Here is a 25974-nt window from a genome sequence, read left to right as displayed (position 1 = left end):
GTTGGAAAAGTTTATGGCGCGTGATAAATGATAAAGCATGAAGCATCAACAATAGACATCTCCAAAAACTGCCAAAGCCTTTATAATATTGGTTTTTGACTGCCTGCCCCCCAAAGGGCAGGCAGTCAAAAACCAACGGTTACATAAGGCTTTGGCAGTGTTGCGGTCAAAATAGAAGGGATTTTTGAGGTAAGATTGTTTCATATTTAGTCAGAAATTTTAGGCTTTTTAGCTATGCGCGAACTATTGCACCTATCCGCCATCTGATTAATCCACATACAGTCAGAATTACTGGTTCATAAGTTGTGGATTTTAACCGGAATCTTTCTGCCGCTATCCGAAAAGTCTTCACCAGTCTAATTAAGTGCTCTACCACCACTCTAGTGCGGGCTTTTTTTTGATTATCTTGTTTTTGTTCAAGCGTTATACCTTTACTTCTAGTTTTCTTATGAGGGGTGTCAATCGCTGGTTCTCCTACGTAAGCTTTGTCTCCTTGAAATTTCTGGCCACTACTGAATTCTCTCCGTTGTTCTCGCCATATTTTTATATCACTGGTTGCGCCTGGTTTCCCTACTACTACATCCACTATCTCTTGACCAGAAGGCATTACTATTAATTGGTTTTTAAATGTATGCTTTTTCTTCTTTCCTGAGTAATACTTTTTTTGCTCTTGGTACTCTGCTGGCCTTTCACGCGGTTGCTCGTAGCTATCCACTATTAACTCAAAGTCGCTTAATATTTCTTCAATCCATGACCATTCTGAGGCTTTTTTTTTACTTGTTCTACTAAAGAGGCTGGTAGCAGTTCCCTTAATATTCCTAGCCAGTAGTGAAATATATAATTAGCTGCTGATTCACTTACTCCGAACTGAACTCCTAGCATCTGGAATGTTGGTAGGTGATGCAGATATACTAAGGTTAGTAGAACTTGGTCACTCAAGTTTAACTTTGGCTGTCTTCCCCCTCCAGCCTTGATTATTCTCGTTTTTCTCTGTTCTGCTGCAAGTTGTTTCTGCTTGTGTAATCTTTCTGCAAGACCGCTCAACTCTATTAACTGCTCATAATCGACACCCACTAACCTTTGGGTTTCGGATGGGTGCTTTTCTATATATTCTCTCAGTTGGCTCATTTCGGTAAGGTAAAACTCCATTTTATCCTACTCGCTCGCAGTTTAGTTTATATGTTGGAGATGTCTAATGAACAACCAACAATTAATTATTAGTCATTAGCAATTGAACTTTGTGCAATAACTCTTGTGGCTGCACGGGTTTATTCAGATAATCATCTGGCTCTGCCCCCAAACCGTATAATTGATTTGCGGGTATTTCCGTAGCAGTTATAGCCAAAATTTTTAGGTTTGATATTGCAGATGAATTACGCAATTGACGGATCACTTCATAACCATTTAGACCGGAAAGATTAATTTCCACGAGTGCGGCGAAAGGTTGCAAAATTTCAATTTGTTTTATAGCGGTTGTGCCTTCAATAATCCAGACAATTTGATAGCCGGCGGCAGTGAGAATATCGCAGATGAGGTTAGCTGTTTCTTCATCATTTTCAATCAACACAATGCGCCCTTGGGGGAGGTCGGTCATTATCGGTATGCGCGGATCGTTGGGAGAAGGAGGTGATGGCGGTAGAGGCAACCAAACTGTAAAAATCGATCCCTCTCCCACCCTAGAATCGACTTCGATCCGACCCCTATGCAATTCTACCAGTTGTTTTGTTAAAGCCAAACCCAAACCAGTGCCTTCGTATTGGCGGTGATAAGAGGTATCCAACTGTTGAAATTTCTGAAAAATTAGAGGTAGCTGCTCTTGAGAAATGCCGATCCCGGTATCTTCTACCTGAAACACAGCCTGAGTGCCCTCCAACCAAACTCGCAGAGTCACTCGTCCGCCAGAGGGAGTAAATTTAATGCCATTAGTTAGGAGATTAAAAAGAATTTGTTTAACTCGTTTACCGTCAGCTAAAAATCGGTCTTGACTGGGAGATATACGTAAATTGATTGCCAGTTCAACGCCGCGTTGGAGGGCTTTTTCTCTGACAATTTGTAAGCTATATTGTGCGACTAGAGATAAGGAAATATCGCTGATATTTAAAACGGTTTTACCCGCTTCCATTTGAGAAAGTTCGAGGATATCGTTGATTAACTCTAATAAGTGTTCTCCGTTATCGTGGATAGTTTGCAGGTATTGCCGCTGTTTCTGACTGAGTTGACCGAATGACCAGCGCAAGAGAGTCGCAGAGAGCCCGATGACGCAGGTGAGAGGTGTTCGCAATTCGTGGCTCATGGTGGCGAGAAACTCACCTTTGGTGCGACTGGCTGATTGTGCGGCTAGCATGGCATCGTGGAGTTCTTGGGTGCGCTCGATCACCCGTTGTTCTAAAGTTTGTTTTTGCTGTTGGAGTTGGGCATAAAGTTGAGCTTGGTAAATGGCGATCGCTAAGTGTTCTGCAATTTGCCGGAGAAAGTTTTTTTCATTTTCCTGCCATTGGCGGGGTTGGAAGCATTGATGGACAATGAGCAGTCCCCAGAGTTGTTCTTGGATGACGATCGGTACAGCTAACTTGGCTCGCACCCGCACATTTCGCATTAAGTCCAACAAGCAGGGAGAAAAAATGTAGGCAGTTTCGATATCTTCGACGGCTAAGGCAAAACCTTTGCGATATTTCTCGCGACATTTAGGCACTTTGATGAAGCAGTATCCCTCCTCTGCCAAATAGAGTACTGAGGGTATGCTATCGTTTGCCTTAGCTTCGTAGGTAATGCGACCGTAACAGGAGGAAGAATCCAAAGATGCCAGAGGATAGAGGGGGTCTGGAAAGTTTGAGTCGGCATTCTGGTTGACTGCAAAGCCGTGGTAGTCGCCTGAAGAAGAAGCTATTTTAGAGTTATGCCGCTCCTCTACTGTGTCGCAGTGAAATTCATATACGATCAGGCGATCGGCTTGCAAAAAATTTCTTACCTGCTCAACAGCAGTATTGAGAATGACCGGTAATTCGAGACTTTGGCGGATTTGCGTTGTCACCTGATTCAGGAGTCGCTCTTGTTCGATCTGTTGGCTGAGCGTATTATGAACGGGTTGACACACAGAAACATAAGGATAGACCTTTTCTGCTGCATTGTTTTCCTCTCGATCCTGGGAAAAGATTTCTAGCAACGAGAGAGTAAATTCACTTTGAAGCGTCGGGTCGTTAGACTGGGGGATTTTGCTTGCTGCTTGCAGAGTTTGACGGGCAAAGAGATTGTTTTCTACTAAATTACTGAGTTGGGTGAGAAAGGCGACGATCGCTGTTGGCTCGAAAGTTAACCCCACGCTAAGGAATTGGGCATTGGGGATTGACACTTGGCAATTGGTCGTCGGCAGATTATCCTTTCCGTTCGGGCTTTCCGTCTCGCTTTTCTCCCATGCCCTGTCTCCGAACAACCAGGCGCTAAAGCGCTTTGAAATTAACAGCGCGAACCTTTCTGGCAGCGTTCCTTGGGGTACTTCTACAGAGGATACTACATCTTCCGTCAGAAATAAGGTAAAATCTTGTTCTTGTCTTTTCCGCAAAGCGGAAAAATTGACGCCGGTATCTGCCTGAAACCTTTGAGCCATCTGCCCCAATAACTCTCGCACCCGCTCAAAAGTAGTCAGGGGCAAACATCGATTTAAAATTGAATTTTGATAACTGACCATTTTAGATATTTATTTATCAGATTTGCCTTTTACCGCGATTATACCGTTAGTTTGGTTGGGAGCGAAGGTGTTAAAAATATGGTACATCGAGTACCATATTTTTACAAACATTGCTACAATACCTGAATAATTGTTTTACATAAATGCTAGTTTATGAAGCTAAGTTACAAGAAACTCTCAGCCAGTATCGCATCATTGATGATATGTTGCCGACTGGCCTTTTTTTCGTAATAAATCTTTGCGTTACAGGATGGACGATCCAGGAATAAACGGTATGGATATCAATAAAATACGACCGGGTTTAGCTGAAAACCCTGAGTTCGCTTGGGTAAAAAACTTAACTCAATGTCACGTTAACCAATGGCTGAAAGAAAACTGGTAGGCATATACAAATTCTTTGATAATTGGAAAAATCAAGTCCCAGGCCAAAAGGTATCCAAAATTCAAGCGGCTGCAAAGAAGGACATCTGTTAAATATAAAACCTGCGGATGGGTGCGATCGCAAGCAAGAAGAAATATCACATTTACCGACCAGTTTGGTGGAGGCATTTTCAAGCTTTAGGGAAATAGAGATTTGCACTTCTCTGAGATCCGTCAAATCCAGCGAGTTAGAATAGTTAGCCGTTCTGATGGATATTAAGCACAGTTTTGCATTGATGGCGAAAGTAAGGCAAATCATGATTTAACTGGTAAGATATTAGGCTTAGATATGGGTTAGAACCATTTCTCTACTGATGCAGATGGGAAAAAAATTGAAAACCCTCGCATTTTGAGGCAAGATGAAAAAGCGCTGAAGAGAGCGCAACGTCGAGTAAGCAGACAGAAAAAGGGATACCATCTTGCATCGTTTAGCTGCTACCCCCGGAGGGTGGAATTTTCAGGAAGAAGGAGTCATTTTTGTGGAGCAAACGCCTGCTCCCATCGTTTTTCTAACTGCTGCGGATACGGATATCCAAACCTTTGCCGCCGCAGTCGGCTTCCTACCGGAGGGATTCCCAGCGCTGCGGGTGGTGAATCTGTTGCAGTTGCAACAACAGTTAAGTATTGATACTTATGCAGAACAAGTGCTTGCACAAGCAGAGGTAATTATCGTCAGGCTGCTAGGAGGACGTTCCTACTGGTCTTATGGATTGGAAGTAGTGCGGGAAACGGTGGAAAAATCCCAGAAAACGCTGATTGTGATGCCGGGAGACGATCGCCCAGATCCCCATTTATTCGATCGCTCCACCGTCTCCCTCACAGTAGTTAACCAGCTGTGGCGCTATTTCACCGAAGGCGGCGTGCAAAATTTTGTGAACGCGCTTAAATTTGTTGCCGATGTGTGCTTAGCTCAAACCTACAATCCGCCGCCACCAGCAGAAGTTCCCCGTGTGGGACTTTATCGCTGGGAAATGGGAAATGGGAAACAAGCAGAATTGTCAATAGCTAAAGTTGGAATATTATTTTACCGCGCTCATTATTTAGCTGGAAATACAACTGTAATCGATGCGCTTTGTCAAGCTTTATCCGCTCGGAAATTACAACCAGTGCCAATATTTGTCTCTTCTTTGCGAGAACCTGATGTGCAAGCAGAACTGTTGCAATATTGCCAGCCCAAAGATGCAGAACAAATAGATATTTTACTAAATACAACTAGCTTTTCCATTTCAGATTTGGGATTGACAATGCCATCCCCTATTGAAAATTTAGATGTGCCTGTATTGCAAGTAATTTTTAGCAGCGGTACTGTCGAACAGTGGGAATCTGGATACAAAGGACTTTCGCCGCGAGACATGGCGATGAATGTGGCGCTACCGGAAGTAGATGGGCGAATTATCAGTCGAGCAGTTTCATTTAAAGCAGTGCAATCTCGCCATCCTCAATTGGAAACTGATGTGGTGGGATACGAACCGCAATTAGATCGGATTGGTTTTGTAGCGGATTTAGCTTTAAACTGGGTGCGTCTGCGTAAAACTCCCGTTTCCGAGCGCAAAATTGCTCTAATTTTAGCTAATTATCCCAATCGCGATGGGCGTCTCGCTAATGGGGTGGGATTGGATACTCCAGCTAGTTGTGTAGAGATTCTGAAGGCGTTGCAATCGGCTGGTTATTATTTGGAAAATTTACCTGAAACGGGCGATGAGTTGATTGCACGCTTGACTGCTGGGGTGACTAACGATCCGGAAGGGCGCGAATTACGACAGATTTGGCAGCAATTATCGCTAGAAGAATATAACGAGTATTTTGTAAGTTTACCAAAAGATGTACAGCAAGGGATATGCGATCGCTGGGGAATTCGGAACCCCCCCTCAATCCCCCCCGTCAACGGGGGGGACGAAAGGGGTAATTTCCTATTTCCAATTTCGGGAATTCAGTTAGGTAATGTTTTTGTGGGGATTCAACCGAGTCGAGGTTACGATATCGATCCCAGTTTGAATTATCATGCCCCGGATTTAGAACCCACTCATGCTTATTTAGCTTTTTATTATTGGGTGCGACAACATTTTCAAGCAGATGCGATCGTTCATGTAGGGAAGCACGGCAATTTGGAATGGCTACCCGGTAAAAGTGTCGCTTTATCGAGTAATTGTTACCCGGAAGTGGCATTAGGTGCGATGCCACATTTTTATCCGTTTATTGTCAACGATCCGGGTGAAGGTTCTCAAGCTAAACGTCGCGCTCAAGCTGTGATTATCGACCACTTGACGCCACCGATGACGCGGGCGGAACTTTATGGCCCTTTGCAACAATTAGAAAGTTCGATCGATGAATATTATGAGGCGCAAAGTTTAGACCCAAAGCGTTTACCGATGATAGCCGATCGCATCGCACAGTTGGTATCGCAAGAAAATTTACAGCAAGATTTAGAAGTAAGTCAAAATTTAAAAGTAAAAAATCAAAACAAAGAATTTTTTCCTGAAAATTTCGACAGTTCGCTTCTGTCTTTAATTGATGGTTATCTTTGCGAATTGAAAGAAGCACAAATTCGGGACGGACTACATATTTTCGGGCAATGTCCGCAGGGGCGACAGCTAAGGGATTTGATTGTAGCTATAGCCCGTCATCCCGGTACTAATCGCCTTGGTTTAACTCGTGCGATCGCTAAAGATTGGGGTTGGGATTTTGACCCTTTAACAGCAGATCCATCCCTACCTCTTGTGGGACAGGCGTCTCGCCTGTCATTAAATTCCCCATCATTAATTGAAGGCGGGCAAGATGCCCACCCCACAAGATATCAAGAGCCTACAAGATATCAAGAGCCTACAAAATATCAAGAGCCTACAAAATATCAAGAGCCCACAAGATATCAAGAGCCCACAAAATATCAAGAGCCCACAAAATATCAAGACCCTACAAAATATCAAGACCCTACAAAATATCAAGACCCTACAAAATATCAAGAGCCCACAAAATATCAAGAGCCCACAAAATATCAAGAGCCCACAAAATATCAAGACACCACAAAATATCAAGACACCACAAAATATCAAACTGCTGGGGATGCGATCGAGTTATTGGAAGAATACGCAGCTAATTTAGTAGAACAGCTAATAGCAACCGATAAAGAACAACTGATAATTGAAAGCGGAAAATTAATCAAGCGCGAGTTAGATTGGATAAGCACTTACCTCCTACCCGCACTGCAACAAACTCAACAAGAAATCACCCAATTGTTGCGCGGTTTGGACGGTCGATTTGTACCCAGCGGCCCATCTGGTGCACCTACGCGGGGACGCCCGGAAGTACTGCCTACTGGTCGCAATTTTTACTCGGTTGATATTCGCAGCCTGCCGACGGAAACAGCCTGGAATATTGGCAGAAAAGCGGCTGAAACTTTGATTGAGCAATATACTCAGTCAAATGGCGAGTATCCTAAAACACTGGGATTATCCGTATGGGGAACTGCAACGATGCGGACTGGCGGCGATGATGTGGCGCAGGCGTTGGCATTGCTGGGGGTGCGACCTGTGTGGGATGGCCCATCGCGGCGGGTAGTAGATTTTGAGATATTGCCAGTTGCGGTTTTGGGGCGTCCGCGTGTGGATGTAACGCTGCGAATTTCGGGTTTTTTCCGCGATGCTTTTCCGAATTTAATCGATTTATTCGATCGCGCAATAGCGGCGGTAGCCGCGTTGAACGAACCGCCGGAAGACAATCCTTTGGCGGCGCAAGTGAAGCAAGAAAGGCAATTCTGGCTGGCTGCGGGGTTAAATGAAGAACAGGCAGAAATGCGATCGCACTATCGCATTTTTGGTTCTAAACCCGGTGCCTACGGTGCCGGTCTGCAAGGTTTAATTGAAGCGCAAAACTGGAAAGATGAGCAAGATTTAGCGCGTGCTTATATTAATTGGAGTAGCTATGCTTACACATCCAGTCATAGGGAAACAAAGGCACAGGAAAATCCCAAAACCCAAATCCAAAATCCCAAATTCGGTATTGCAGCACCAGAAGCATTTGAACAGCGTCTGCGGCAGATGCAAATAGTTCTGCACAATCAAGACAACCGCGAACACGATTTGCTAGATTCGGATGATTACTATCAATTTCAGGGTGGGTTAACAGCAGCAGTTCGCGCCTTAACTGGAAAAAATCCCCAAACTTATTTTGGCGATAATTCTCTGCCTGAAAATCCCAAAGTCAGACAGTTGCGATCGGAAATTGCGCGAGTATATCGTTCTCGCGTAGTCAATCCCAAGTGGATAGCGGGAGTGATGCGCCACGGTTACAAAGGTGCGTTTGAAATGTCGGCGACGGTGGATTATTTATTTGCCTACGATGCTACAGCTAACTGTGTGGAAGATTTTATGTATAGAGGAGTGGCAGAGGCGTATTTATTTGAGCCATCCGTGCAGGCATTTATCCAAGAAAAAAATCCTTGGGTGTTGCGAGATATGGCAGAAAGATTGTTAGAAGCGCATCAGCGCGGGTTGTGGCAAGATGTTGAGTCAGAGATGGTAGATAAATTGCGATCGATCGTTCATCAAGCTGAAGGTGTAATTGAATCTACCTCCTTTATGCAATTTTAAAACTAGAATAACAGCTTGAATTACTTACACCGCAACGCGACTTTAGAAACGACGGATAACTATAGTTGTATAGTAGCGCGGCGAAGTTAAAATAAATGCAAGTAGGCTAAAAACTGATTTGGAGAATTTATGATGACTGAACCATCGATGACTGAATGGCTAAAAGTTTTGGTGCAGAATAGAGAGGGAGTGGAGAAAGTGCGATCGCGTTTTCCCCCTAGCTTAATTAATTTCCATATATTCGGATAAATGCTAGCTTCCCGATATTGGTCTTTTCATCACACAAGCTACTCTTCCATAAGCTGGATAAGATCCCTCTAGCCCTTCTAAGGTGTGAATGATGTCTTCCAAATCACCACATTTACTTGTCCATTCACCAGAAGGAAGTTGCCTTGCAATATGTGTTGGGATTTCATCTTCATCTATATAAATTGCTACTTTCTCAAAACCGATTTCGCGATCGCTACTGTCGCAAACTTGATATCCTAAACTTTGAAAAACACTAATGAAAGCGGCTAAGGATTCAACTCTTGGTTCTTCTGGCCAATAATAAGGCGGTAAATCGATCGGCCACCAAGGGCGATCGTCTACACCAGCAGCCCAAGCAATACAATTATATCGGGGTGTTTTTTGGCTTTCTATCCTATATCCGGTGTTTCTTAAATTCGGAAAATAAAGTTCTAATTGAATTGACTCCATCTAAATTAATCCGCGATTTTTTCCCCATTCCAACCAAGTTTCAACAGCGCGATCGAAGTTGGATTCTGAACTTACAGGGTTTTCTCCGCTGATAGCAACTAGCGCCCAAAACCAATGATCTGGCTGGCGCTTCAGTTCGCGTAGAATTAGGGGTAAAACTGGTGTTCCCATGCTGATAATTTCTTGGTAAGCAGGATGTTTTGATTTTTTGGTAATTGAGGACATCATCTGCGTTTCCTTGCGCCATCTTTCAGTTAGTTCTGAAAATGTGGTTTCTAATGATTTTTGGTTCGATAAGTCAGAGATAGCAATGTTTTCCATTATTTTTTTATTTTTTTCGGTATTGATTATGATTAAATAGTAGCATTATTTGAGTAAATGGAGGTGCGATTGGATTTTGATTAAATTTTTTGTACAATATGGAGAGGGAATCTTTGGAGAATTTCTGATGACAGAAGGATCTATGAGTGAAGCGCAACAGGCAAAATTAGCTTCGATGCTTGAACTTGCCAAAATTACTGAACAGAAAGCTAGAGAACTTAATGAACTTGCGATCGCATTTGAGGCAAAGTGGAAAGGTCGCTCGGAAGATAGACTTACAGCGAAACAGAAAGCTGCAACAAAAGAAAGTGAAATCGGAAGTTAAATAGGTGAGTTGTACTGCGAGGAAGCGATCACACTTATTTTGGGTAAGGTGCGATCGCTCTTGACTGAAAGTTTTGGTGCAGAATGGAGAGGGAGTAATGTTCGGAGACTACCAGCTTCCTAATTACTAAACTTTAACCGCTGTTTTACCAACAAGCTTTTCAGCTTCTTTAGTATGCTTTTTGGCAAAACGAGAGCGCTTGGTTGCTAATAACATAGTTAGAAGTGCTGCTAGTCCGCCAATTTGAGATGGTTCTGGAACTGAGGTAGAAATGCTGTCATCAGAGATAGTGCTAAAATCATCCTCATAAACATTGGAAAATCCGTCATCAGAGATAGTGCTAAAATTATCCTCAGAAATACTGGCCAATTCCTCATCCGAGACGGGAATAAAATCATCGTCAGAAACGCTAGCAGCACTAGCAAAGCTTGCTAGTGAACTTCGACGTTTACCTAGATCAGTTATAGTAGCTATACTCGTGAAACTGATAGTAGAACTAGCTTTTAGTTTGCCTAAACCATTAACTTCAGCAAATCCCAAATATGCGCCTCCTAGAGCAAATTTTTGTGTTCCACTAAAGTTTTTGCTGAAAGTATAGGAATTCAACCATCTGGCATCTGAAGCGCTACCCACAAATGCACGGTACAAATTGAGTCCGGTTGAATGTGAAGAATTATAAAGATTACTCACCCAGCTTTTGGCATAAGCATCCCCACTACCAAGAGTGCTGACACTTGCAATTGTTAAGCCAGAGAAAGTAAGATCGAGACGATAATTGCGTTTTGAATCTCCCCAAAATTTTTCCGATTGGTATATGTTTAGCCAGTTTCGTGAGCCAGCCGAAGCAATATTAAAATTAGTACTGACATCAAACTTTAATGTACAGTCAGTACGTAACGTGAGGACAGTGGAAGTATTTTTGAGTGTAGAATTACTACAGTTAACTTCAGTACCTGTGTTTGCTGACAACTGATCAGCAATGGATACAATATCATTCACCGCACTGAGTAGTGAGCCAAGGCTGGCGGCTGATGCGCTGCTTGAAATAACTGGAATCAAAATAACGGAAGCAGTTAAGCCAACAATGCTTTTAGATAAACTTTTAGAAAAATTAAGCATTATATCCCCCTGATAATACTCATATAGAAACAGGTGTTTAACCTTTAAACGCTGGGTTTGCTGCCAAGTATGCGGTAGAATAGGCTACCTGTCCAGTCGGGAAAAGTAGGATTTCGTAGGAACTTTTCCAACACAAAAAAGCCGGAAAAAGTCGGAAAAAGTTGCCCAAGTCGGATAAAGTAGGAAAAAGTCGGATTATAATAGTGAAAATACCGACATCTACCTAACCAATGGACATTAAAGAAATGTTAAAAATAGCCGATCGCCTAATTTTCACCAAAACAGGGAAACATCTAGACGATCTGCAAGAAGCTGTCCTACGGGGAACGGTGCAAAATCAGAAATACTCGAAAATAGCAGAACAGTTTAATTGCACAGAAGGTCACGTTAAAGATATCGCTTCTGAACTTTGGAAGGTACTCTCAGATGTATTAGGAGAAGATGTCAATAAATCAAATTTTCGCTCTACAATGGAAAGGTGTCGGTTCTCTAAAGTTTCATCAGTTTCATCAAATTTCGCACAAGACTTTGTAGGTATTGGTAACATTAACTTTTGTCCAAAACCTTTGCCACCTCCACAAGTTCCACAAGATCGATCGCACCAAGTTAAAAACCCGGTTTCTTCAAGAAACCGGGTTTTTGTAGATGATGCACCGGATCTCGGCAATTTCTACGATCGCACAAAAGAACTGGCTATCCTAGAAAAATGGATAGTGCAAGAACGCTGTCGCCTAGTGGCAATTTTGGGGATAAGCGGGATCGGGAAAAGTGCGATCGCAGTTCAGCTACTAAAGCAAATTCAGGATAAATTTGATTGTGTAATTTGGCGAAGTCTCTGCGATAAACCACCGCTAGAACTAATTCAAAAAGAACTAATCGAATTTTTATCTAACCAGCAAGAAAGTGAATTATCAGATAGTGGAGAAAATAAGCGATCGCAATTAATAGAATATCTGCGAAAGCAACGCTGTCTGATCGTATTCGATGATGTACATCATATTTTCAGTAACGGACAACTAGCTGGTTGCTATGAAACTGGATATGAAGATTATGGATTACTCTTTAAAAGATTAGGAGAATTATATCATAATAGTTGCTTGTTGCTGCTTAGTTGGGATAAACCGAAAGAAATTGTAACATTGGAAGGGGGAGATAAATTAGTGCGATCGCTACAATTAGATGGTTTAGGTATCGCAGCAAGGGAAATACTCAAAGAGAAAGGTTTAGTTGATGAAAATCAATGGGAAGACTTGATTAACCTTTACCAAGGCAATCCATTATGGTTAAAAATAGTAGCAACGCTGATTAAAGATTTGTGTAGTGGGAGAGTCGCTGAATTTCTGAAATATGATGCCCTATTTGTGAGTGAAGATTTAAAAGATATATTCGATCGGCAATTAAGTAGGTTATCAGATTTAGAGAAACAGGTAATGTCTAGGTTAGCGACTGAAAATGAACCTGTTTCTATATCTCAATTGTTAAATGATATGCAGATATCGCCCTCAGAGTTATTCAAGGTAATGCAATCTTTGGGAAGACGTTGTTTGCTGGAAAAGAAAGAAAATGGAGAGACGGTTTTTAAGTTGCAAGCTGTGGTGAAGCAATATGTGAAAATAGAATATAGTTGACAATAAACCTGGTTTTTGCGATGATTTATGTCGGCTAAAAGAGATTTGATTAAGAAACCCGGTTTCTGATGCGATCGCGCTTTGCTATCTTGCTGCTGCAAATACTTGCTCGGCGGTAAGTTCCAAGTTTGGAAAAGTGGGGGAAATAATAAGATCGCTGCCACGAAACTGTTGTCCTTGATACTCTCCTTCAACTAACTGATGGATAGTAATTGTAGGAGGTTTAGCTACACCGATAAACTGCCGTCCGCCAACTCCTAAATAGTCTACAACCCAGTATTCGGGGATACCGAGTGCTGCGTAATCTTCCACTTTACGAGCATAATCATTTTGCCAATTGCTAATAACGACTTCCGCCACCAACTTGATAGAACTTGGCAACGTAATGATTGGTTCCTGTTGCCAAAGTGGTTCGTTTGCAATAGCCTCTTTATCTAAAATCAGCACATCTGGACGGAAGGCGGTGCTTTGTCCGAGTGGTTTGATCAGACAGCGTGTGGGTGTAAACCAACGCACATTTAGTCGATCGATTTCTACATTGAATTTGCGAAGGAGAAAAGCTGCTACTTCTTCATGTGGCCCGGTTGGTGACCTATCAATTAATTCTCCATCAATCAACTCGTAGCGATCGTTATCGCCATAGTCAGCAATGAACTGTTCTAAAGTAAGGGATTTCGATATAGCTTGAATCATGCGATCGCACCTTCCTACTTAGATTTAGCCCTTTAGCGCTCTTATTACAACAGAGATAAGGGCGCTAAAGCGCAACAACATACAAAGAAAGCAACTAACTAGCAACTTGAGTTAATATAATAACATAAGCAGCCAAGGAGAAAAGCAATGGTAACTACCGCCGAACCATTAAATATATCGAAAATCTTTACATTAGAAGATTATATGGTCAATCCGCCCGATAATACAGAATGGGTGGATGGGCAATTAGTGGAGAAAAATGGTATGACAGCAAAACATAGCCGAACTCAAGCTAAACTCGCTCGTTATTGGGGAAATTATCTAAGTTCAAGTCAGCAGGGTGGCGAAGTTTACGTTGAAGTATCTTGTCGAACAGTGGGAAGAGGGCGTTGTCCTGATATAGCTTATTTAACCCCAGAATTACTCGCACAATATGGAGATAATTTTACTGTATTACCGCAAAGTTTTCCCCTAATTGCTGAAATTATTTCTCCCACCGATGTAGCAGAAGAAGTATTTACTAAAGTCCGAGAGTATTTAGAATCTGGTTGTCAGGAAATATGGCTAGTTTTTCCCGAAAGTCAGTGGATATTGGTTATTACAAATCAGCAGCAAAAATTGTTTAATTTGGGTGAAGTAGTTAGCACTCAAATCGTGCTACCAGGTTTTAGTGTAGCAGTTAATGAATTGTTGGCTTAAGCAGTGTGAAAGTGCTAAGAGTGATATGCCTACGGCAGGCTACGCCAACGCACTTTAAATTGCGATAATTCTATGTAACGAAGTTCATACAAAATTGTAGTTCTATTACAAGTTAACTATTGCTAAAATGTCGCGGTTAGAATTGAGCGGTATTTGCACGAATACCATTATTTCTGCTTTCCTAAAAATAGAGAGCAGCAAGGGAAAATAATTGCGTCTACCCAAACAAAATACTCTGAAAACATCAATATGAATCCGATCGATCGCACAACAGAAAGTAAAACAGAATTACCAGGAATCTCTAGTGGCGTAATTCGCCTGAAACCCCAGCAATTCATTCACGTTTTAGATAACAATACTGGCGTTACCAGATTGGAAGTTGGGCCGCAAACTATTACCCTGCGCGATCACGAACGGTTAATATTAAAGCCGGAACCGATGATCGTCGTACCGCCTCGATATTATTGCATAATCGAAAATCCCGTTCTTCGCGATGAGAATGGGAATCCGATCGCAGACGAACACGGACAAATAAAACTGCGTTATGGCGATGCAGAAATTCGCTTCGCGCAAGAACCTTTTCCTCTTTATCCAGGTGAAGAACTTGATGGAGAAATCGAACTACTACAAGTTGTAGAAAGAAATCAAGCGTTACGTTTAAGAGCTACTCGCGATTTGAGCGATTTAATTAGAGTAGAAGTTGATGGAGAATTTGAAAACCAAACTATTAACCGTTTAGCAGGCGATGAATGGTTGTTTGAAGGCCCAGGAACTTACATACCCCGCGTGGAAGTTGAAGTTATAGAGATAGTTACCGCCAGCGTAATTAAACCAAACCAAGCTTTACGACTGCTGGCAAGGCAAAATTGTACAGACCGTCAAAGTAACAGAAGGAGAGCGGGTGAAGAATGGTTAGTGAGGGAAGAAGGAGCCTATTTACCTGGGGTAGATGAAGAAGTAGTTGGCATTATTAATGCTTACGTTTTGACAGAAAAGAAAGCATTACATCTGAGAGCAAAACGCACTTTCACCGATATTTTCGGTCGCCAACGTAAAGCAGGCGATGAATGGTTAGTCACAATTGAAGATGCCGAAATTCACATTCCCGATGTTTATGAAGAGGTAGTGGGAGAAGTTGAAATAACCACTTTGGGAGATAGAGAATGGTGTATTGTGGTCAACCCGATCGATACAGATGGTAAACCTCAGTTGGGAATGCGAGAAGTCAGACAAGGGAGAATATCATTTTTCTTGCATCCTGGTGAATCTCTGGAAAATGGCATCCAAAAAATTTATGTTTTGGGGGAACAAGAAGCACTTTTACTAAGAGCAAAAGAAGCTTTCAGCGAAGGTGAGGATGCAGATTTAATTCAACATCAACCTGGAGATTTGTGGATGATTTCCGGGCCGAGAGATTATATTCCTCGCGTCGAAGTGGAAGTATTGGAGAGACGAAAAGCAATCCCTCTTGATAAGAATGAAGGGATTTACGTGCGGGATATTCAGACAGGCGAACTCAAGCTTGTTAGCGGGCCACAAGCATATATGTTAAGCCCTTATGAAGAACTTTGGCAAAAGGAACTGCCGCCAGTTGTAGAAGAATTGCTGATGCAAAAAAGCGATCCGGTTGCCGATCGCAGTCAGCATCATAAAACTGGTGAAGAAGCAGGCCAAAGATTAATTACTAATAGCATATCCAAACGGGATAAAACTAGGGCGGTTGTTTTTCATGTTCCCCAAAATGCAGCCGTGCAGATCCACGATTATAAAGATAGAACTGCCAGGACTGTATTTGGCCCGGATTTGGTGATGTTGGGGCCAGATGAAGCGTTCACTGTTTTAAGTTTGTCGGGTAGCAAACCAAAACGTCCGAATGCGATCAAATCTTTAGCATTATTATTAGGCCCGGATTTTATGACTGATATCTTTACTGTGGAGACATCAGATCATGCCAGATTGCAAATTCAGTTGTCATATAACTGGTATTTCGATATCGATCGCCATGACGAAGCAGCAGCAGCTAAACTATTTCAAGTGCCTGATTTTGTAGGAGATGCTTGTAAGGCGATCGCATCTCGCGTGCGCGGTGCTGTAGCTGGTGAAAAATTCGATGAATTTCATCGCAATTCTGCCCGCATTATCAGAACTGCGGTGTTTGGAACAGACAGTGAAGGTCGCGTGCGAGAGGAATTCCGCTTTAGAACCAATAACTTGGTAATCACAAACATCGACATTCAATCAGTCGAACCTGTCGATGAACGCACCTTAGAAAGTTTGCAAAAATCGGTACAAATTGCCATTCAAATTACTACCGATGCTCAAGAAGCAGCCGCCCGACAAGATGCAGAACGCATTGCCCAAGAAGCGAAAGCGAGATTAGAAAGACAGGCAATTGTTGATAAAAGTGCGGCAGAAGCAGAACGGCGAAATCTACTGGAATTGCAAGCAGAAAACGCCGCCATTCAATCTACAGGTCAAGCAACGGCAGAAGCAAGAGCCAAAGCAGAGGCGGCGCGAATTCAAGGTCAATTGGCCGTTAATTTAGCTCAGCAAGAAGCAGAGGCGGCGCGAATTCGCTATGAAGCTGAATTAGCTCAAATAAGAGGGAGACAGGAAGCTGAATTAGCTCATCAGCAAGCGCTAATCGCTTTGGAAATCCAAAAAGCAGAGCGAATGGCAGAAATTACCAGTACAGAATTTAGACAAAAAGTAGAAGCGATCGGCCCAAAAACACTCACCGCAATGGCGCAAGCTGGCCCGGAAATGCAGGCGAGACTTTTGCAATCTCTGGGTCTACAAAGCGTACTAATTACTGATGGGAAAAATCCCATAAATTTATTTAGTACGGCACAGGGTTTAATTAGTCCTGTAGCTTCCCAAACACAGCAATTACCCAAGGCAGAAAGTTGATTATTTATAACCTTTTTCTGGCATAATTTGGATTGTTGTCTACCTTACAAGCAATGGACAGTCAGGCAGGATTCATTTTCAAAGTGCTGATCTTCTCAACTGCACTGTCGGTATTAATTAAGTATGGAGGCCCGGTATTAAATGTTACTGCGAATCAGAGCCTTGCGCTGACGATCGTCCTTCTGCCAAGTGCGATCGTCGGGCTTTTACTTTGGGGGCGGTTATGGCAGCAGGGAAAATAAGCCCAGATAAATTGCGATAGCAGTGGCACTCATGTATGCTGGGGAAATTGCGATCGGCTAATTTAGCTGTATTCGGTTACGAATGTACTTGACAAAGGGCATTACACTCAAGGTAGCCCGAACAACTGGGAGTCAGCATTGTGAAATTGGGTCAAGCGATCGGCCTGTTACTCGTTGCCATCTCTTTATACATATTGTGGCAAATTCGGCAAGTAATCTTACTGGTCTTTGCCGCTGTCGTGTTAGCGACTGCTTTGAACAGGCTAGCACGGCGATTGCAGCAGTCCAGATTGCCGCGATTGTGGGCGGTAATGCTGTCAATTGCCATTATGGTCATCGTTCTGATTGGCTTTTTCTTGCTGATTGTGCCGCCCTTTGTCGCGGAAGTTCAACAATTAGTAGAGTTGTTCCCCAAAGGCGTCAATCGCATCAACCAATGGCTGAATCTGCTCAGAAATAATTTTCCAACCCAATTCAACCAGTATCTGCCGGATATTAACAGCCTCAGCCAACAACTGCAACCCGTACTGAATCGCCTTTTGGGGGGATCGGTCGCTTTTTTCTCCAATACGCTGGGGGGTGTCCTTAGCTTTTTGCTGGTGCTGGTTTTGACATTAATGATGTTAGCCCAGCCCCAATCTTACCGTAAAACCTTCGTGCGCTTGTTTCCCTCCTTCTACCGACGGCGTGTAGATGGGATTTTGGATCAATGCGAAGTAGCGCTGGGTAGATGGATTATCGGCGCTTTGATCAGCATGAGCGTAGTTGCCCTATTGAGCGTGGTTGGCTTGTCGATTTTGGGTGTAAGGCTGGCACTAGCTCAGGGTGTGTTAGCGGGATTGCTCAACTTTATTCCCAATATTGGCCCCACATTGAGTGTAGTCTTACCGATGACGATCGCACTTTTAGATGCGCCCTGGAAATCCGTCGCCGTCTTAATTGTGTACTTCTTCATTCAGCAGTTTGAGAGTAATTTTCTCACTCCCTACGTGATGGCGCAACAGGTAGCGCTACTACCGGCGATCACATTAATGTCCCAAGTATTTTTCGCTACATTCTTTGGATTCTTGGGGCTGATTTTAGCCTTGCCTCTGACAGTTGTAGGGCAGGTCTGGGTAAGAGAAGTGCTGATTAAAGATATCCTGGATGTATGGCACAGCGATCGCCAACTGGCCTTCGAGAGCGCCGGTATTGCCGAATCAGAGTCAGCAGCAGAAGCCGATCGACAAGCTCCCGTCTTGCCCGAAGATAGTCCAAAAACTCAACAAAAATCGAGTCCAGAAGATGACACTACCAATTAAACTTAGCTCACTCTTAATCCCGCACAACTTCCAACAATTGTTTTAATTTTTAGTTGGAAATTTTTAATTTTATATGCGAACAATTGCCGAAATAAACGATAAAATTACCAAAAAATCTGCGGTAGTTTGTACCGTCGAAGAATTAAAAGCGCGAGTGGCAGAAGCTGGCATCAGCAAAACTGCAAAAGAAGTCGATGTCATCACCACTGGCACCTTTGAGCCGATGGAATCTTCCGGAGCAATAATTAACTTAGGACACACCGATCCACCGATTAAAATTCGCTCCTGCTGGCTAGATGGAGTCTTAGCTTATTCTGGATTTGGCGCAGTAGATTTGTATTTGGGAGCCACCCAAAGCGTAGACTATCCTAGCACGTTGGAAGCAGGCGACGATCCAGAATCCAAAGAACGGGGTGGCGGTCATGTAATCGAAGATTTAATTGCTGGCAAACCCATCCAATTGCGAGCGGTCGGACAGGTAACTGATTGCTATCCTCGCCCATCATTTGAAACCACCATCACCCGCGACACAATTAACCAATTTTATCTCTACAATCCCCGCAATTTATATCAAAACTTTATCGTGGGAGTGAATGGAGGCGATCGGCCTCTGTATACTTACCTCGGCCCTTTGCAACCTCGACTTGCCAACGCCGTCTACTCCAATCCAGGTGCTATTTCCCCCCTCCTCAACGACCCAGATTTGCAACTAATTGGCATTGGCACTCGCATTTTCTTAGGCGGAGGAATCGGTTACGTAGCTTGGGAAGGCACTCAGCATTTCCCATTACAAAAACGATTGTCAAATCAGACACCAATTGGTCCAGCCGCCACCCTCGCCTTAGTTGGAGATGCCAAACAAATGAATCGTCGTTGGGTGCGCGGTTGTTACTTCAAAAATTACGGCCCTTCCCTCATGTTAGGCGTAGGTGTACCGTTACCTGTTTTGCATGAGGAAGTAGTAGAAAAATGCGCCGTACAAGACAAAGATTTAGTAGCGCCGATAGTAGATTTTTCCATTCCCCGCCGCGTGCGTCCTACCTTTGGTTTGGTAAGTTACGCACAATTAAAATCCGGTCGCATTCCGATTGAGGGAAAACAGGTGAGATCTGCCCCTCTTGCCAGCATATATCTGTCGCGGCAAGTAGCTTTAGAGTTGAAACAGTGGATTGAAGAAGGAAAATTCACTCTCAGCGAACGAGTTGCTGCCATTCCAATGGAGCGGTCTTTTTTACCCCAAGACCGATGGGGCGCAACTATTGCTTTGGAGTAAACTACCCGTGGGGGAGTGGGGGAGTGGGGGAGCAGGAGAGCAGGGGGGCAGGGGAGCAGGGGGGCAGGGGAGCAGAAGAATTAATATTTCCCTCTTCCCTCTTCCCTCTTCCCTCTTCCCTCTTCCCTCTTCCCCTAGCCCCGACGCCCTAACCCCTATTCCCTTTTTTGACTTTTGACTTTTTTAGGTACTCGGTTGCTGACGTTTCGTCGGTCGAGGAATTGGCTTTTCGGTGGGAGGTTTAGCGCCTGCGGGTACTGGACGATTGCTGCCAGCCCCTGGCCCTGGATATTTACCAAACTTTTTACCACCCGGTTTTTTACCTTTAAAAGGTTTCCTGGGCTTACTCGGACGCAAGGATGCGATATCTTTGGCCTCCTGAATTAGGAGGTCGTTAGCCAGTCGCTGGATATGGAATTCCCAGAAGTATCCCACAGCCTTTCTTTCCAAAACACCTTTGAGTGTGAGCTTAAAAAATTTGGGCTTTTCATCTTCCTTGCGCGGTGCTTGCTTAATCTTGACGATGATTTTTTGTTCGTCGTGAGATTGATAAACTACCTCACCGCGAATCGAAAAATAACCATCTTCAACGGGGGAACTCTCAGCTTCTAAATTGCTCGATCTCGATGCTTCGGTTACATCGCTTGCCGATGTCTCGTCAGTGGAAGACAAACTTTTGTCAAGGTTTTCTGGTTCCCAAACTCCCACAATTTGAAGGTGTAAAGCATCATCATTTTGTCGCGTTCGCGGATAAACTACCCACAGGTGTTCGGTTTCTAAATCTAGGTGATTCTTCACCAGACTCATTACGCGACCTAACAGCACAGAATCGATCTCCTGCCCATCAGAGGCTAGTAACAGACCGCGCGTAAATTGCTCTGCACTGGGGCTATATTTGCCCCGTACTAAGCCAATGGCCCGATATTGCATCGGTTCGCTGGGAGCCGGAATGGGCTCTTGCCGCCGCCCACCATCCTTATCGGTTTCAGTCGCCATGACCTCACCAGAAATGTTGGCATCGCTTTTCTCGATCGCAGGGGTAGGAGCCTGGGTCGTGGAGGCAGCCGCCGGTGGTGTAGGTGCTGTAGCCGGGGGAGTAGGAGGGGTAGCCGCTTGGGTGACAGGGGGCTTGGGTGGATTGGGCTTACGAACGACCGGTAATTCGGCCTTAGCTTGTTCGGAACCGCTAGAAGACTGGGGGAACTGATTCGGAGAGGGACTCATAAGAACTCCTTGCAGCGGAGACACACTTCCTCTGGCTCCTAGTGAGAGATAAGCACAAACTGGACTTGGGTAGGAAATCCGGTCGATAACCGAGAACCTTTGCAAATCCCTTGTACTAGCCAGAAGTCAAAACCTAGTATCTACTACTCTATTCGCTCTCGCGTTCCTCCGGAGTTCACAGGGCGGGAACTTCGCCGACAAGGACTGTCGCCGCAGGTGTACTGCCGTTGGCGCTCGCGGACCGATGATGAGATCGGCGTGCCTATTCTACTGAATGCAATTAATTTTCGCTGCAATCCGCAAAGTTTCTTTGAGACTACGGCATTTTGGCTTTGTGGTAGTTTATGGTGCGGTTGATTGCAGTTAACAATAAACTGCCAACCATGACCAGAGCGAAATATCTCAATCTCAGACCGCGCTAACTATACCTTTTTCTCTATGGTTGATAATGTGATTAGAGTTCAAAAGAGTTGTGTGTCAGATAAACTCCGTCGCTGGTTGATTTTGGGAATGATGATCTTTGGAATCATCCCTTTTGTAGGGGCGTCGATCGTTCCCCTTATACAGGCTTTTCAGCAGGGCTCGCCTGGGGTATCGGCGACATCCGCTCAGGTGCAAGCGACGGCGATAAAGGAGGAACTGCAAGCTAGAGCGAACGGTTTCGAGCTGGTTTTGCAGCGAGAACCAGATAATCAAGTGGCGCTGAGACAATTGATCGCTACTCGTCAACAAATGGCTGGATTGGGATTGGGCGATATCAAAGATGCGATCGCACCGATGGAAAAACTGGCTTCGCTCAATCCTAAAGACGTTGGGGTGCAGATAGACTTGGCAAGCTTTTACACTCAGCAGAAACGTTACGACGAGGCGATCGCGCTCCTGGATAAGGCGATCGACAGCAACAAAAAAGATTTTCGACCGGTGTTTGCTAAGGCGATTGTGCTGCAACAACAAGGCAAAACGGAACAAGCACAGCCTCTGTTTGCTAGTGCTGCGGATTTGGCACCACCTGAGTTAAAAGAGCGAGTTAAGGCCCAAATCGCACAGATCCAAACTCAAACCTCAGCCCCCAAGCCTGACTCGACTACTTCTCCATCTACTTCTCCATCTACAGATAGCTCTGTTAAACCAGCAGCAACCCCATCTCCAGAATCAACTCCTGCAAAAAATTAGCTTTGCTGGCAATCCTTTCCCAGCCTTGATAATGTCTTTAGTTAGAGTTCAAAGCACTCATGTGTCCCAAAAGCGCGATCGCGTAGCCCAAAGCAAAAATAACAATCGCTGGTTAATAGGTGCGGGGTTACTTCTGATATTGATTACCGTAGGTGGATTTTTGCTTGGCAGGTCTTCCTTTTTGAGTCAAGCTTTTGTGCAAGAGCAATCGTCTGACCCAACGGCGGCGACACCTGCGGTGGAGTCAACCCAAGCAAAGCAAGCAGAACTGGAAATCCAGGTTAGGGGTTACGAACAGGTTTTGCAGCGCAAACCAGACGATCGAACTGCACTCAAAGGACTGATCGACACGAAGCTGGAACTGGTTCGCTTAGGAGTGGGTAGTATAAAGGATACGATCGAACCCCTGGAAAAACTCGCTAAACTCAGTCCGGAGCAAACTGAATACACGGTGCTGCTAGCTCAAACTAAGCAGCAAGTTGGCGATATTGAAGGAGCAGCGACGATTTATCGCACGATTTTGGAGTCTAAACCAGGAGATCTCAAGGCTTTGGATGGACTGGTAAACTTGTTGCTCGATCAACAACGTCCGCAAGCGGCGATCGGATTGTTGCAAGATACGCTGGATAATGCACCCAAGCTGAATCAAATTAAGCCGGAAACTGTGGATGAAGTTTCGGTGCGGTTGATGCTGGGAAGAGTTTACGCGGAACAGGAAAGCTACCCAGAAGCGATCGCAGCTTTCGATCGAGCTATCAAAGCTGATAAGGAAGATTTTCGTCCGGTGTTAGCTAAGGCGATCGTACTCCAAAAACAAGGCAAAAATGAGGAAGCTCAACCTCTGTTTTCCTCTGCGGCGTCTTTAGCTCCAGCTCAATATAAAGACCAAATCAATCAGCTCGCATCTGCATCTCCACCGCCGGAAGTCCAAGAGTCACCCGATAGCAACTCCGACACCGATAGCCCTGAAACGGAAGAGTCACCAGATGGTAACTCGAATACAGATAACACCGAACAAGGTAATTGAAGAAAGTGGGGAGTGGGGGAGTGGGGGAGTGGGGGAGTGGGGGAGTGGGGGAGCGGGGGAGTGGGGGAGCGGAAGAATTAATATTTCCCCTCTTCCCTCTTCCCCTAGCCCCGACGCCCTAGCCCCGACGCCCTAGCCCTAGCCCCTAAACAGCTTCTATCCAAGCTACGGCGGCGAAGATCAAAAATAACAAACCTCCCACAGCAGTCATAGTGCGTTCGGAAATTCGCTGGGCGATGAAGCGTCCGCCCATGACTGCGATCGCCGCACAAATGGCATGACCTAAAATAGCACCTGTGGTTACTCCGACCGCATTGTAGGAGGCGGCTAGGGTGATGGTGGCAAATTGAGTGCGATCGCCCCATTCCGCCACAAAAGTCATTGTAAAAGCTTTGACTAAAACCGCTAATTTGCTTTGGCGGCGAGGCATTTTCGCTTCTGCTTCTTTAACTGCCGCTAATGCTTCTTCTGCTTCGTCGCATTCGGCTTTGCCTGACATTTTACTGGCTTCGTACAATAACTTTAGCCCAAAACCGACAAACAAAGCTATTTCCGCGAATTGAACGTACTGTTTCGGTAAAAGAGACACAGTTTGTCCGACTAAAACAGACAATATCGTCATTGCTGCTAAAGCTGCGATCGCGCCCGCAAATACCAGCCGTCGCGAATGACGCATTGCCAATATTGCAGCGATAAAAAACGTTTTATCCCCTAATTCCGAAACTGTAATCAGCAATAAACCGGCGGTAAAAGCTGTCAGCATTTTCTCAAACTCCTCTGGTGTGTTTCTCTTCTTCCTGAGTGAGCTTGATGAATGCCAAAACACTTCACCAAGCTCACATCTTTTTGATTGAAGAGATCGTAAAAACTCTTCAAATGTGAACTTAGTGAAGGTCTCGCTTGCAAGTGTTGAAATGCTTTAGCCCAACCTCTACAGCGGTCAGAGCTTCACAAACTTGTCATCTGAACCAGGCTCATCGCCAGTATGTTGATTCAGATGGGCTAGCTTAATGGTTGGCTAGCAGCTACTCCCCTTCTTTACATAAATAATTGTACATCTATCTTCTGGGAGAGGACAAGGGGGTATTTTATCATTATCTATTCATTTTTAGAGAAATTTGGGAAGCGATCGCACTCCCTACCCTTTTCTCTGACTGCTGCGGAATGAGTGCGATCGCCTGACGCGGTTGTGAAAAAATGCCAAGAAGCTATGCAGTGATGGAGCGGATCGGGGGATAATGGGCGAGCGGTAATCAATGCGATCGATCTGGCTATGGCGAATAGTTTATCAATTCCAGAAGATTATAATGATTTTCTGCGGGAACTGAAAGAGCGCATCCGCAATGCACAAGTACGGGCAGCACTTTCTATTAACCGTGAATTAGTGTTACTTTATTGGCAAATTGGACAAGATATTTTAAATCGACAGCAGCAACAAGGATGGGGCGCTAAAGTTATCGATCGTTTGGCGAATGACTTGCAAAAAGCTTTTCCTGAAATGAAAGGTTTCTCATCTCGCAATCTCAAGTATATGAGGAGTTTTGCCGAAACTTACCGAGATTTTGAATTTGTGCAACAGGTTGTTGCACAAATTCCTTGGGGGCATAATGTCCGCATTTTGGATACTGTGAAAGATTCCGTTGAGAGAGAGTGGTATATTCGTCAAACGATCGAACAAGGATGGAGTCGAAATGTATTAGTCCATCAAATAGAAAGTGGGCTATATCGGCGACAAGGAAAAGCTGATACTAACTTTTCTCGTACTCTCCCGAATCCCCAATCCGAACTGGCTCAACAGTTATTGAAAGACCCTTATAACTTTGATTTTATCAGTTTAGGGAAAGCAGCGCAAGAACGAGAATTAGAGAAGGCTTTAATCGAACGCATCCGCGATTTTTTGCTGGAATTGGGCGTGGGGTTTGCTTTTGTGGGCAGTCAGTATCATCTGGAGGTTGAAGGGGAGGATTTTTATATCGATTTATTGTTTTATCACTTACGTTTGCGTTGTTTCGTGGTAATAGATTTGAAGATAGAAGCGTTTAAACCAGAGTTTTCAGGGAAGATGAGTTTTTACGTTTCGGCAGTGGATGATTTACTGAAACATCGGGATGATATGCCGACTATCGGGATAATCTTATGTAAGAATAAAAAGCAAAAAATAGTCGAATATGCTTTGCGGGATATGAATAAGCCGATCGGGGTTTCTACTTATCAATTAAGAGAGGCTTTACCGGAGCGGTTACAAGGGAGTTTGCCGACTGTGGAACAGTTGGAAGCTGAGTTAGAAGCGGCGGATATGGAAATTGAGGATGAGTTATGAGGCAGATATCGCAGTTGCTATAATGTTAAATATCCCAAGTTATTAGGATAATTACTCATCAGTAGTGAATGCGATCGGACCGATCGGATTTACTGATTCCGTATTTACCTCAAGAGAAACGTTAAGTAAATGCAAACACTAATTAGACTCAAGGTTGAAAAGTTCATTGAAGATGGGCAAGCATATTTTGTCGCTACCAGCGATGATTTACAGGGTTTGGTTGCGGAAGGAAAAACAGTACAGGAAGCTATAGAAATTGCTGAGGATGTCGCCAAAGTTATCTTAGATTTAGAAAAAGAAAATAATCATAACTTTCAGTGACAAGATTT

23 protein-coding genes are annotated in these 25974 nt (G+C 44.1%); 13 read left to right on the top strand and 10 right to left on the bottom strand.

The window, feature by feature from the left end:
* Positions 1-232: 232 nt before the first annotated feature.
* The 3 genes from ACE1CD_RS00610 to ACE1CD_RS00600 all read right to left on the bottom strand — a co-directional run bounded on the left by ACE1CD_RS00610 (position 233) and on the right by ACE1CD_RS00600 (position 3685).
* Positions 233-715: a transposase family protein gene (locus ACE1CD_RS00610; RefSeq protein WP_374820747.1), complete on the bottom strand. Its 483-nt coding sequence runs from the start codon at positions 713-715 to the stop codon at positions 233-235.
* Positions 716-732: 17 nt separating this feature from the next.
* Positions 733-1149 carry a transposase family protein gene (locus tag ACE1CD_RS00605; protein ID WP_374820744.1) on the bottom strand — a complete coding sequence of 139 codons (417 nt, stop codon included), beginning with the start codon at positions 1147-1149 and terminating at the stop codon, positions 733-735.
* 61 nt (positions 1150-1210) lie between these two features.
* Positions 1211-3685: an ATP-binding protein gene (locus ACE1CD_RS00600; protein ID WP_374820741.1), complete on the bottom strand. Its 2475-nt coding sequence runs from the start codon at positions 3683-3685 to the stop codon at positions 1211-1213.
* A 143-nt stretch (positions 3686-3828) separates the two neighbouring features.
* Here ACE1CD_RS00600 and ACE1CD_RS00595 point away from each other — a divergent pair, with 143 nt between their 5' ends.
* Positions 3829-3954, top strand: coding sequence for a hypothetical protein (locus tag ACE1CD_RS00595; protein ID WP_374820738.1), 126 nt, complete (start codon positions 3829-3831; stop codon positions 3952-3954).
* Positions 3955-4524: 570 nt separating this feature from the next.
* Positions 4525-8691 (top strand): cobaltochelatase subunit CobN, encoded by a 4167-nt coding sequence (gene cobN, locus ACE1CD_RS00590; protein ID WP_374820735.1) that lies wholly within the window; start codon positions 4525-4527, stop codon positions 8689-8691.
* A gap of 252 nt (positions 8692-8943) precedes the next feature.
* Here the strand turns inward: cobN and ACE1CD_RS00585 are convergent, their stop codons facing one another.
* Both ACE1CD_RS00585 and ACE1CD_RS00580 read right to left on the bottom strand, forming a co-directional pair.
* Complete coding sequence (locus tag ACE1CD_RS00585) at positions 8944-9390, bottom strand: hypothetical protein (protein ID WP_374820732.1); 447 nt, start codon at positions 9388-9390, stop codon at positions 8944-8946.
* Complete coding sequence (locus ACE1CD_RS00580; RefSeq protein WP_374820729.1) at positions 9391-9711, bottom strand: hypothetical protein; 321 nt, start codon at positions 9709-9711, stop codon at positions 9391-9393. It abuts the gene before it with no gap.
* A gap of 127 nt (positions 9712-9838) precedes the next feature.
* Between ACE1CD_RS00580 and ACE1CD_RS00575 the strand changes: the two genes are divergently transcribed.
* A complete protein-coding gene (locus ACE1CD_RS00575; RefSeq protein ID WP_374820726.1) occupies positions 9839-10036 on the top strand; it encodes a hypothetical protein in 198 nt (65 codons plus the stop codon).
* Positions 10037-10162: 126 nt separating this feature from the next.
* Here the strand turns inward: ACE1CD_RS00575 and ACE1CD_RS00570 are convergent, their stop codons facing one another.
* Entirely contained in the window at positions 10163-11155 is a 993-nt protein-coding gene (locus tag ACE1CD_RS00570) for a PEP-CTERM sorting domain-containing protein (protein WP_374820723.1), read from the bottom strand.
* Between the two features lie 230 nt (positions 11156-11385).
* Between ACE1CD_RS00570 and ACE1CD_RS00565 the strand changes: the two genes are divergently transcribed.
* Entirely contained in the window at positions 11386-12783 is a 1398-nt protein-coding gene (locus tag ACE1CD_RS00565; protein ID WP_374820720.1) for an NB-ARC domain-containing protein, read from the top strand.
* Between the two features lie 84 nt (positions 12784-12867).
* On the opposite strand, the gene ACE1CD_RS00560 is transcribed toward ACE1CD_RS00565, so the two are convergent.
* Positions 12868-13476, bottom strand: a complete 609-nt coding sequence (locus tag ACE1CD_RS00560) for a Uma2 family endonuclease (protein ID WP_374820717.1) — start codon at positions 13474-13476, stop codon at positions 12868-12870.
* A gap of 147 nt (positions 13477-13623) precedes the next feature.
* Here ACE1CD_RS00560 and ACE1CD_RS00555 point away from each other — a divergent pair, with 147 nt between their 5' ends.
* The 5 genes from ACE1CD_RS00555 (at position 13624) to ACE1CD_RS00535 (ending at position 19901) form a co-directional block, all read left to right on the top strand.
* A complete protein-coding gene (locus tag ACE1CD_RS00555) occupies positions 13624-14175 on the top strand; it encodes a Uma2 family endonuclease (RefSeq protein WP_374792097.1) in 552 nt (183 codons plus the stop codon).
* Between the two features lie 249 nt (positions 14176-14424).
* Complete coding sequence (locus tag ACE1CD_RS00550) at positions 14425-17085, top strand: colicin uptake protein (protein ID WP_374820714.1); 2661 nt, start codon at positions 14425-14427, stop codon at positions 17083-17085.
* A gap of 53 nt (positions 17086-17138) precedes the next feature.
* Positions 17139-17327 carry a hypothetical protein gene (locus ACE1CD_RS00545; RefSeq protein WP_374792093.1) on the top strand — a complete coding sequence of 63 codons (189 nt, stop codon included), beginning with the start codon at positions 17139-17141 and terminating at the stop codon, positions 17325-17327.
* Between the two features lie 140 nt (positions 17328-17467).
* Positions 17468-18628 (top strand): AI-2E family transporter, encoded by a 1161-nt coding sequence (locus ACE1CD_RS00540; RefSeq protein ID WP_374820710.1) that lies wholly within the window; start codon positions 17468-17470, stop codon positions 18626-18628.
* A gap of 73 nt (positions 18629-18701) precedes the next feature.
* Entirely contained in the window at positions 18702-19901 is a 1200-nt protein-coding gene (locus ACE1CD_RS00535; protein WP_374792089.1) for a homocysteine biosynthesis protein, read from the top strand.
* A gap of 183 nt (positions 19902-20084) precedes the next feature.
* Here ACE1CD_RS00535 and ACE1CD_RS00530 read toward each other — a convergent pair whose 3' ends face one another.
* Positions 20085-21125, bottom strand: coding sequence for a hypothetical protein (locus ACE1CD_RS00530; RefSeq protein ID WP_374792087.1), 1041 nt, complete (start codon positions 21123-21125; stop codon positions 20085-20087).
* 474 nt (positions 21126-21599) lie between these two features.
* Here ACE1CD_RS00530 and ACE1CD_RS00525 point away from each other — a divergent pair, with 474 nt between their 5' ends.
* Together ACE1CD_RS00525 and ACE1CD_RS00520 are read left to right on the top strand one after the other, a co-directional pair.
* Complete coding sequence (locus tag ACE1CD_RS00525) at positions 21600-22298, top strand: tetratricopeptide repeat protein (RefSeq protein ID WP_374792086.1); 699 nt, start codon at positions 21600-21602, stop codon at positions 22296-22298.
* 31 nt (positions 22299-22329) lie between these two features.
* Entirely contained in the window at positions 22330-23325 is a 996-nt protein-coding gene (locus ACE1CD_RS00520) for a tetratricopeptide repeat protein (RefSeq protein ID WP_374792085.1), read from the top strand.
* Positions 23326-23470: 145 nt separating this feature from the next.
* Here ACE1CD_RS00520 and ACE1CD_RS00515 read toward each other — a convergent pair whose 3' ends face one another.
* Together ACE1CD_RS00515 and ACE1CD_RS00510 are read right to left on the bottom strand one after the other, a co-directional pair.
* The gene (locus ACE1CD_RS00515) at positions 23471-24088 is read right to left on the bottom strand and encodes a TMEM165/GDT1 family protein (protein WP_374820707.1); all 618 of its coding nucleotides are present in this window, start codon (positions 24086-24088) and stop codon (positions 23471-23473) included.
* Positions 24089-24423: 335 nt separating this feature from the next.
* On the bottom strand, positions 24424-24582 hold the full coding sequence (locus tag ACE1CD_RS00510) for a hypothetical protein (RefSeq protein ID WP_374820703.1): 159 nt from the start codon (positions 24580-24582) through the stop codon (positions 24424-24426).
* A 16-nt stretch (positions 24583-24598) separates the two neighbouring features.
* Between ACE1CD_RS00510 and ACE1CD_RS00505 the strand changes: the two genes are divergently transcribed.
* Both ACE1CD_RS00505 and ACE1CD_RS00500 read left to right on the top strand, forming a co-directional pair.
* A complete protein-coding gene (locus tag ACE1CD_RS00505; RefSeq protein ID WP_374820700.1) occupies positions 24599-25645 on the top strand; it encodes a YhcG family protein in 1047 nt (348 codons plus the stop codon).
* Positions 25646-25774: 129 nt separating this feature from the next.
* Positions 25775-25966 (top strand): type II toxin-antitoxin system HicB family antitoxin, encoded by a 192-nt coding sequence (locus ACE1CD_RS00500; protein ID WP_374792082.1) that lies wholly within the window; start codon positions 25775-25777, stop codon positions 25964-25966.
* Positions 25967-25974: the final 8 nt, after the last annotated feature.

Origin of the sequence: Aerosakkonema sp. BLCC-F183, from assembly GCF_041929145.1 — a bacterium.
GTDB lineage: Bacteria > Cyanobacteriota > Cyanobacteriia > Cyanobacteriales > Aerosakkonemataceae > Aerosakkonema.
Note: the sequence above shows the minus strand (reverse complement) of the source record. Positions and strands in the feature narration are given on the sequence as shown.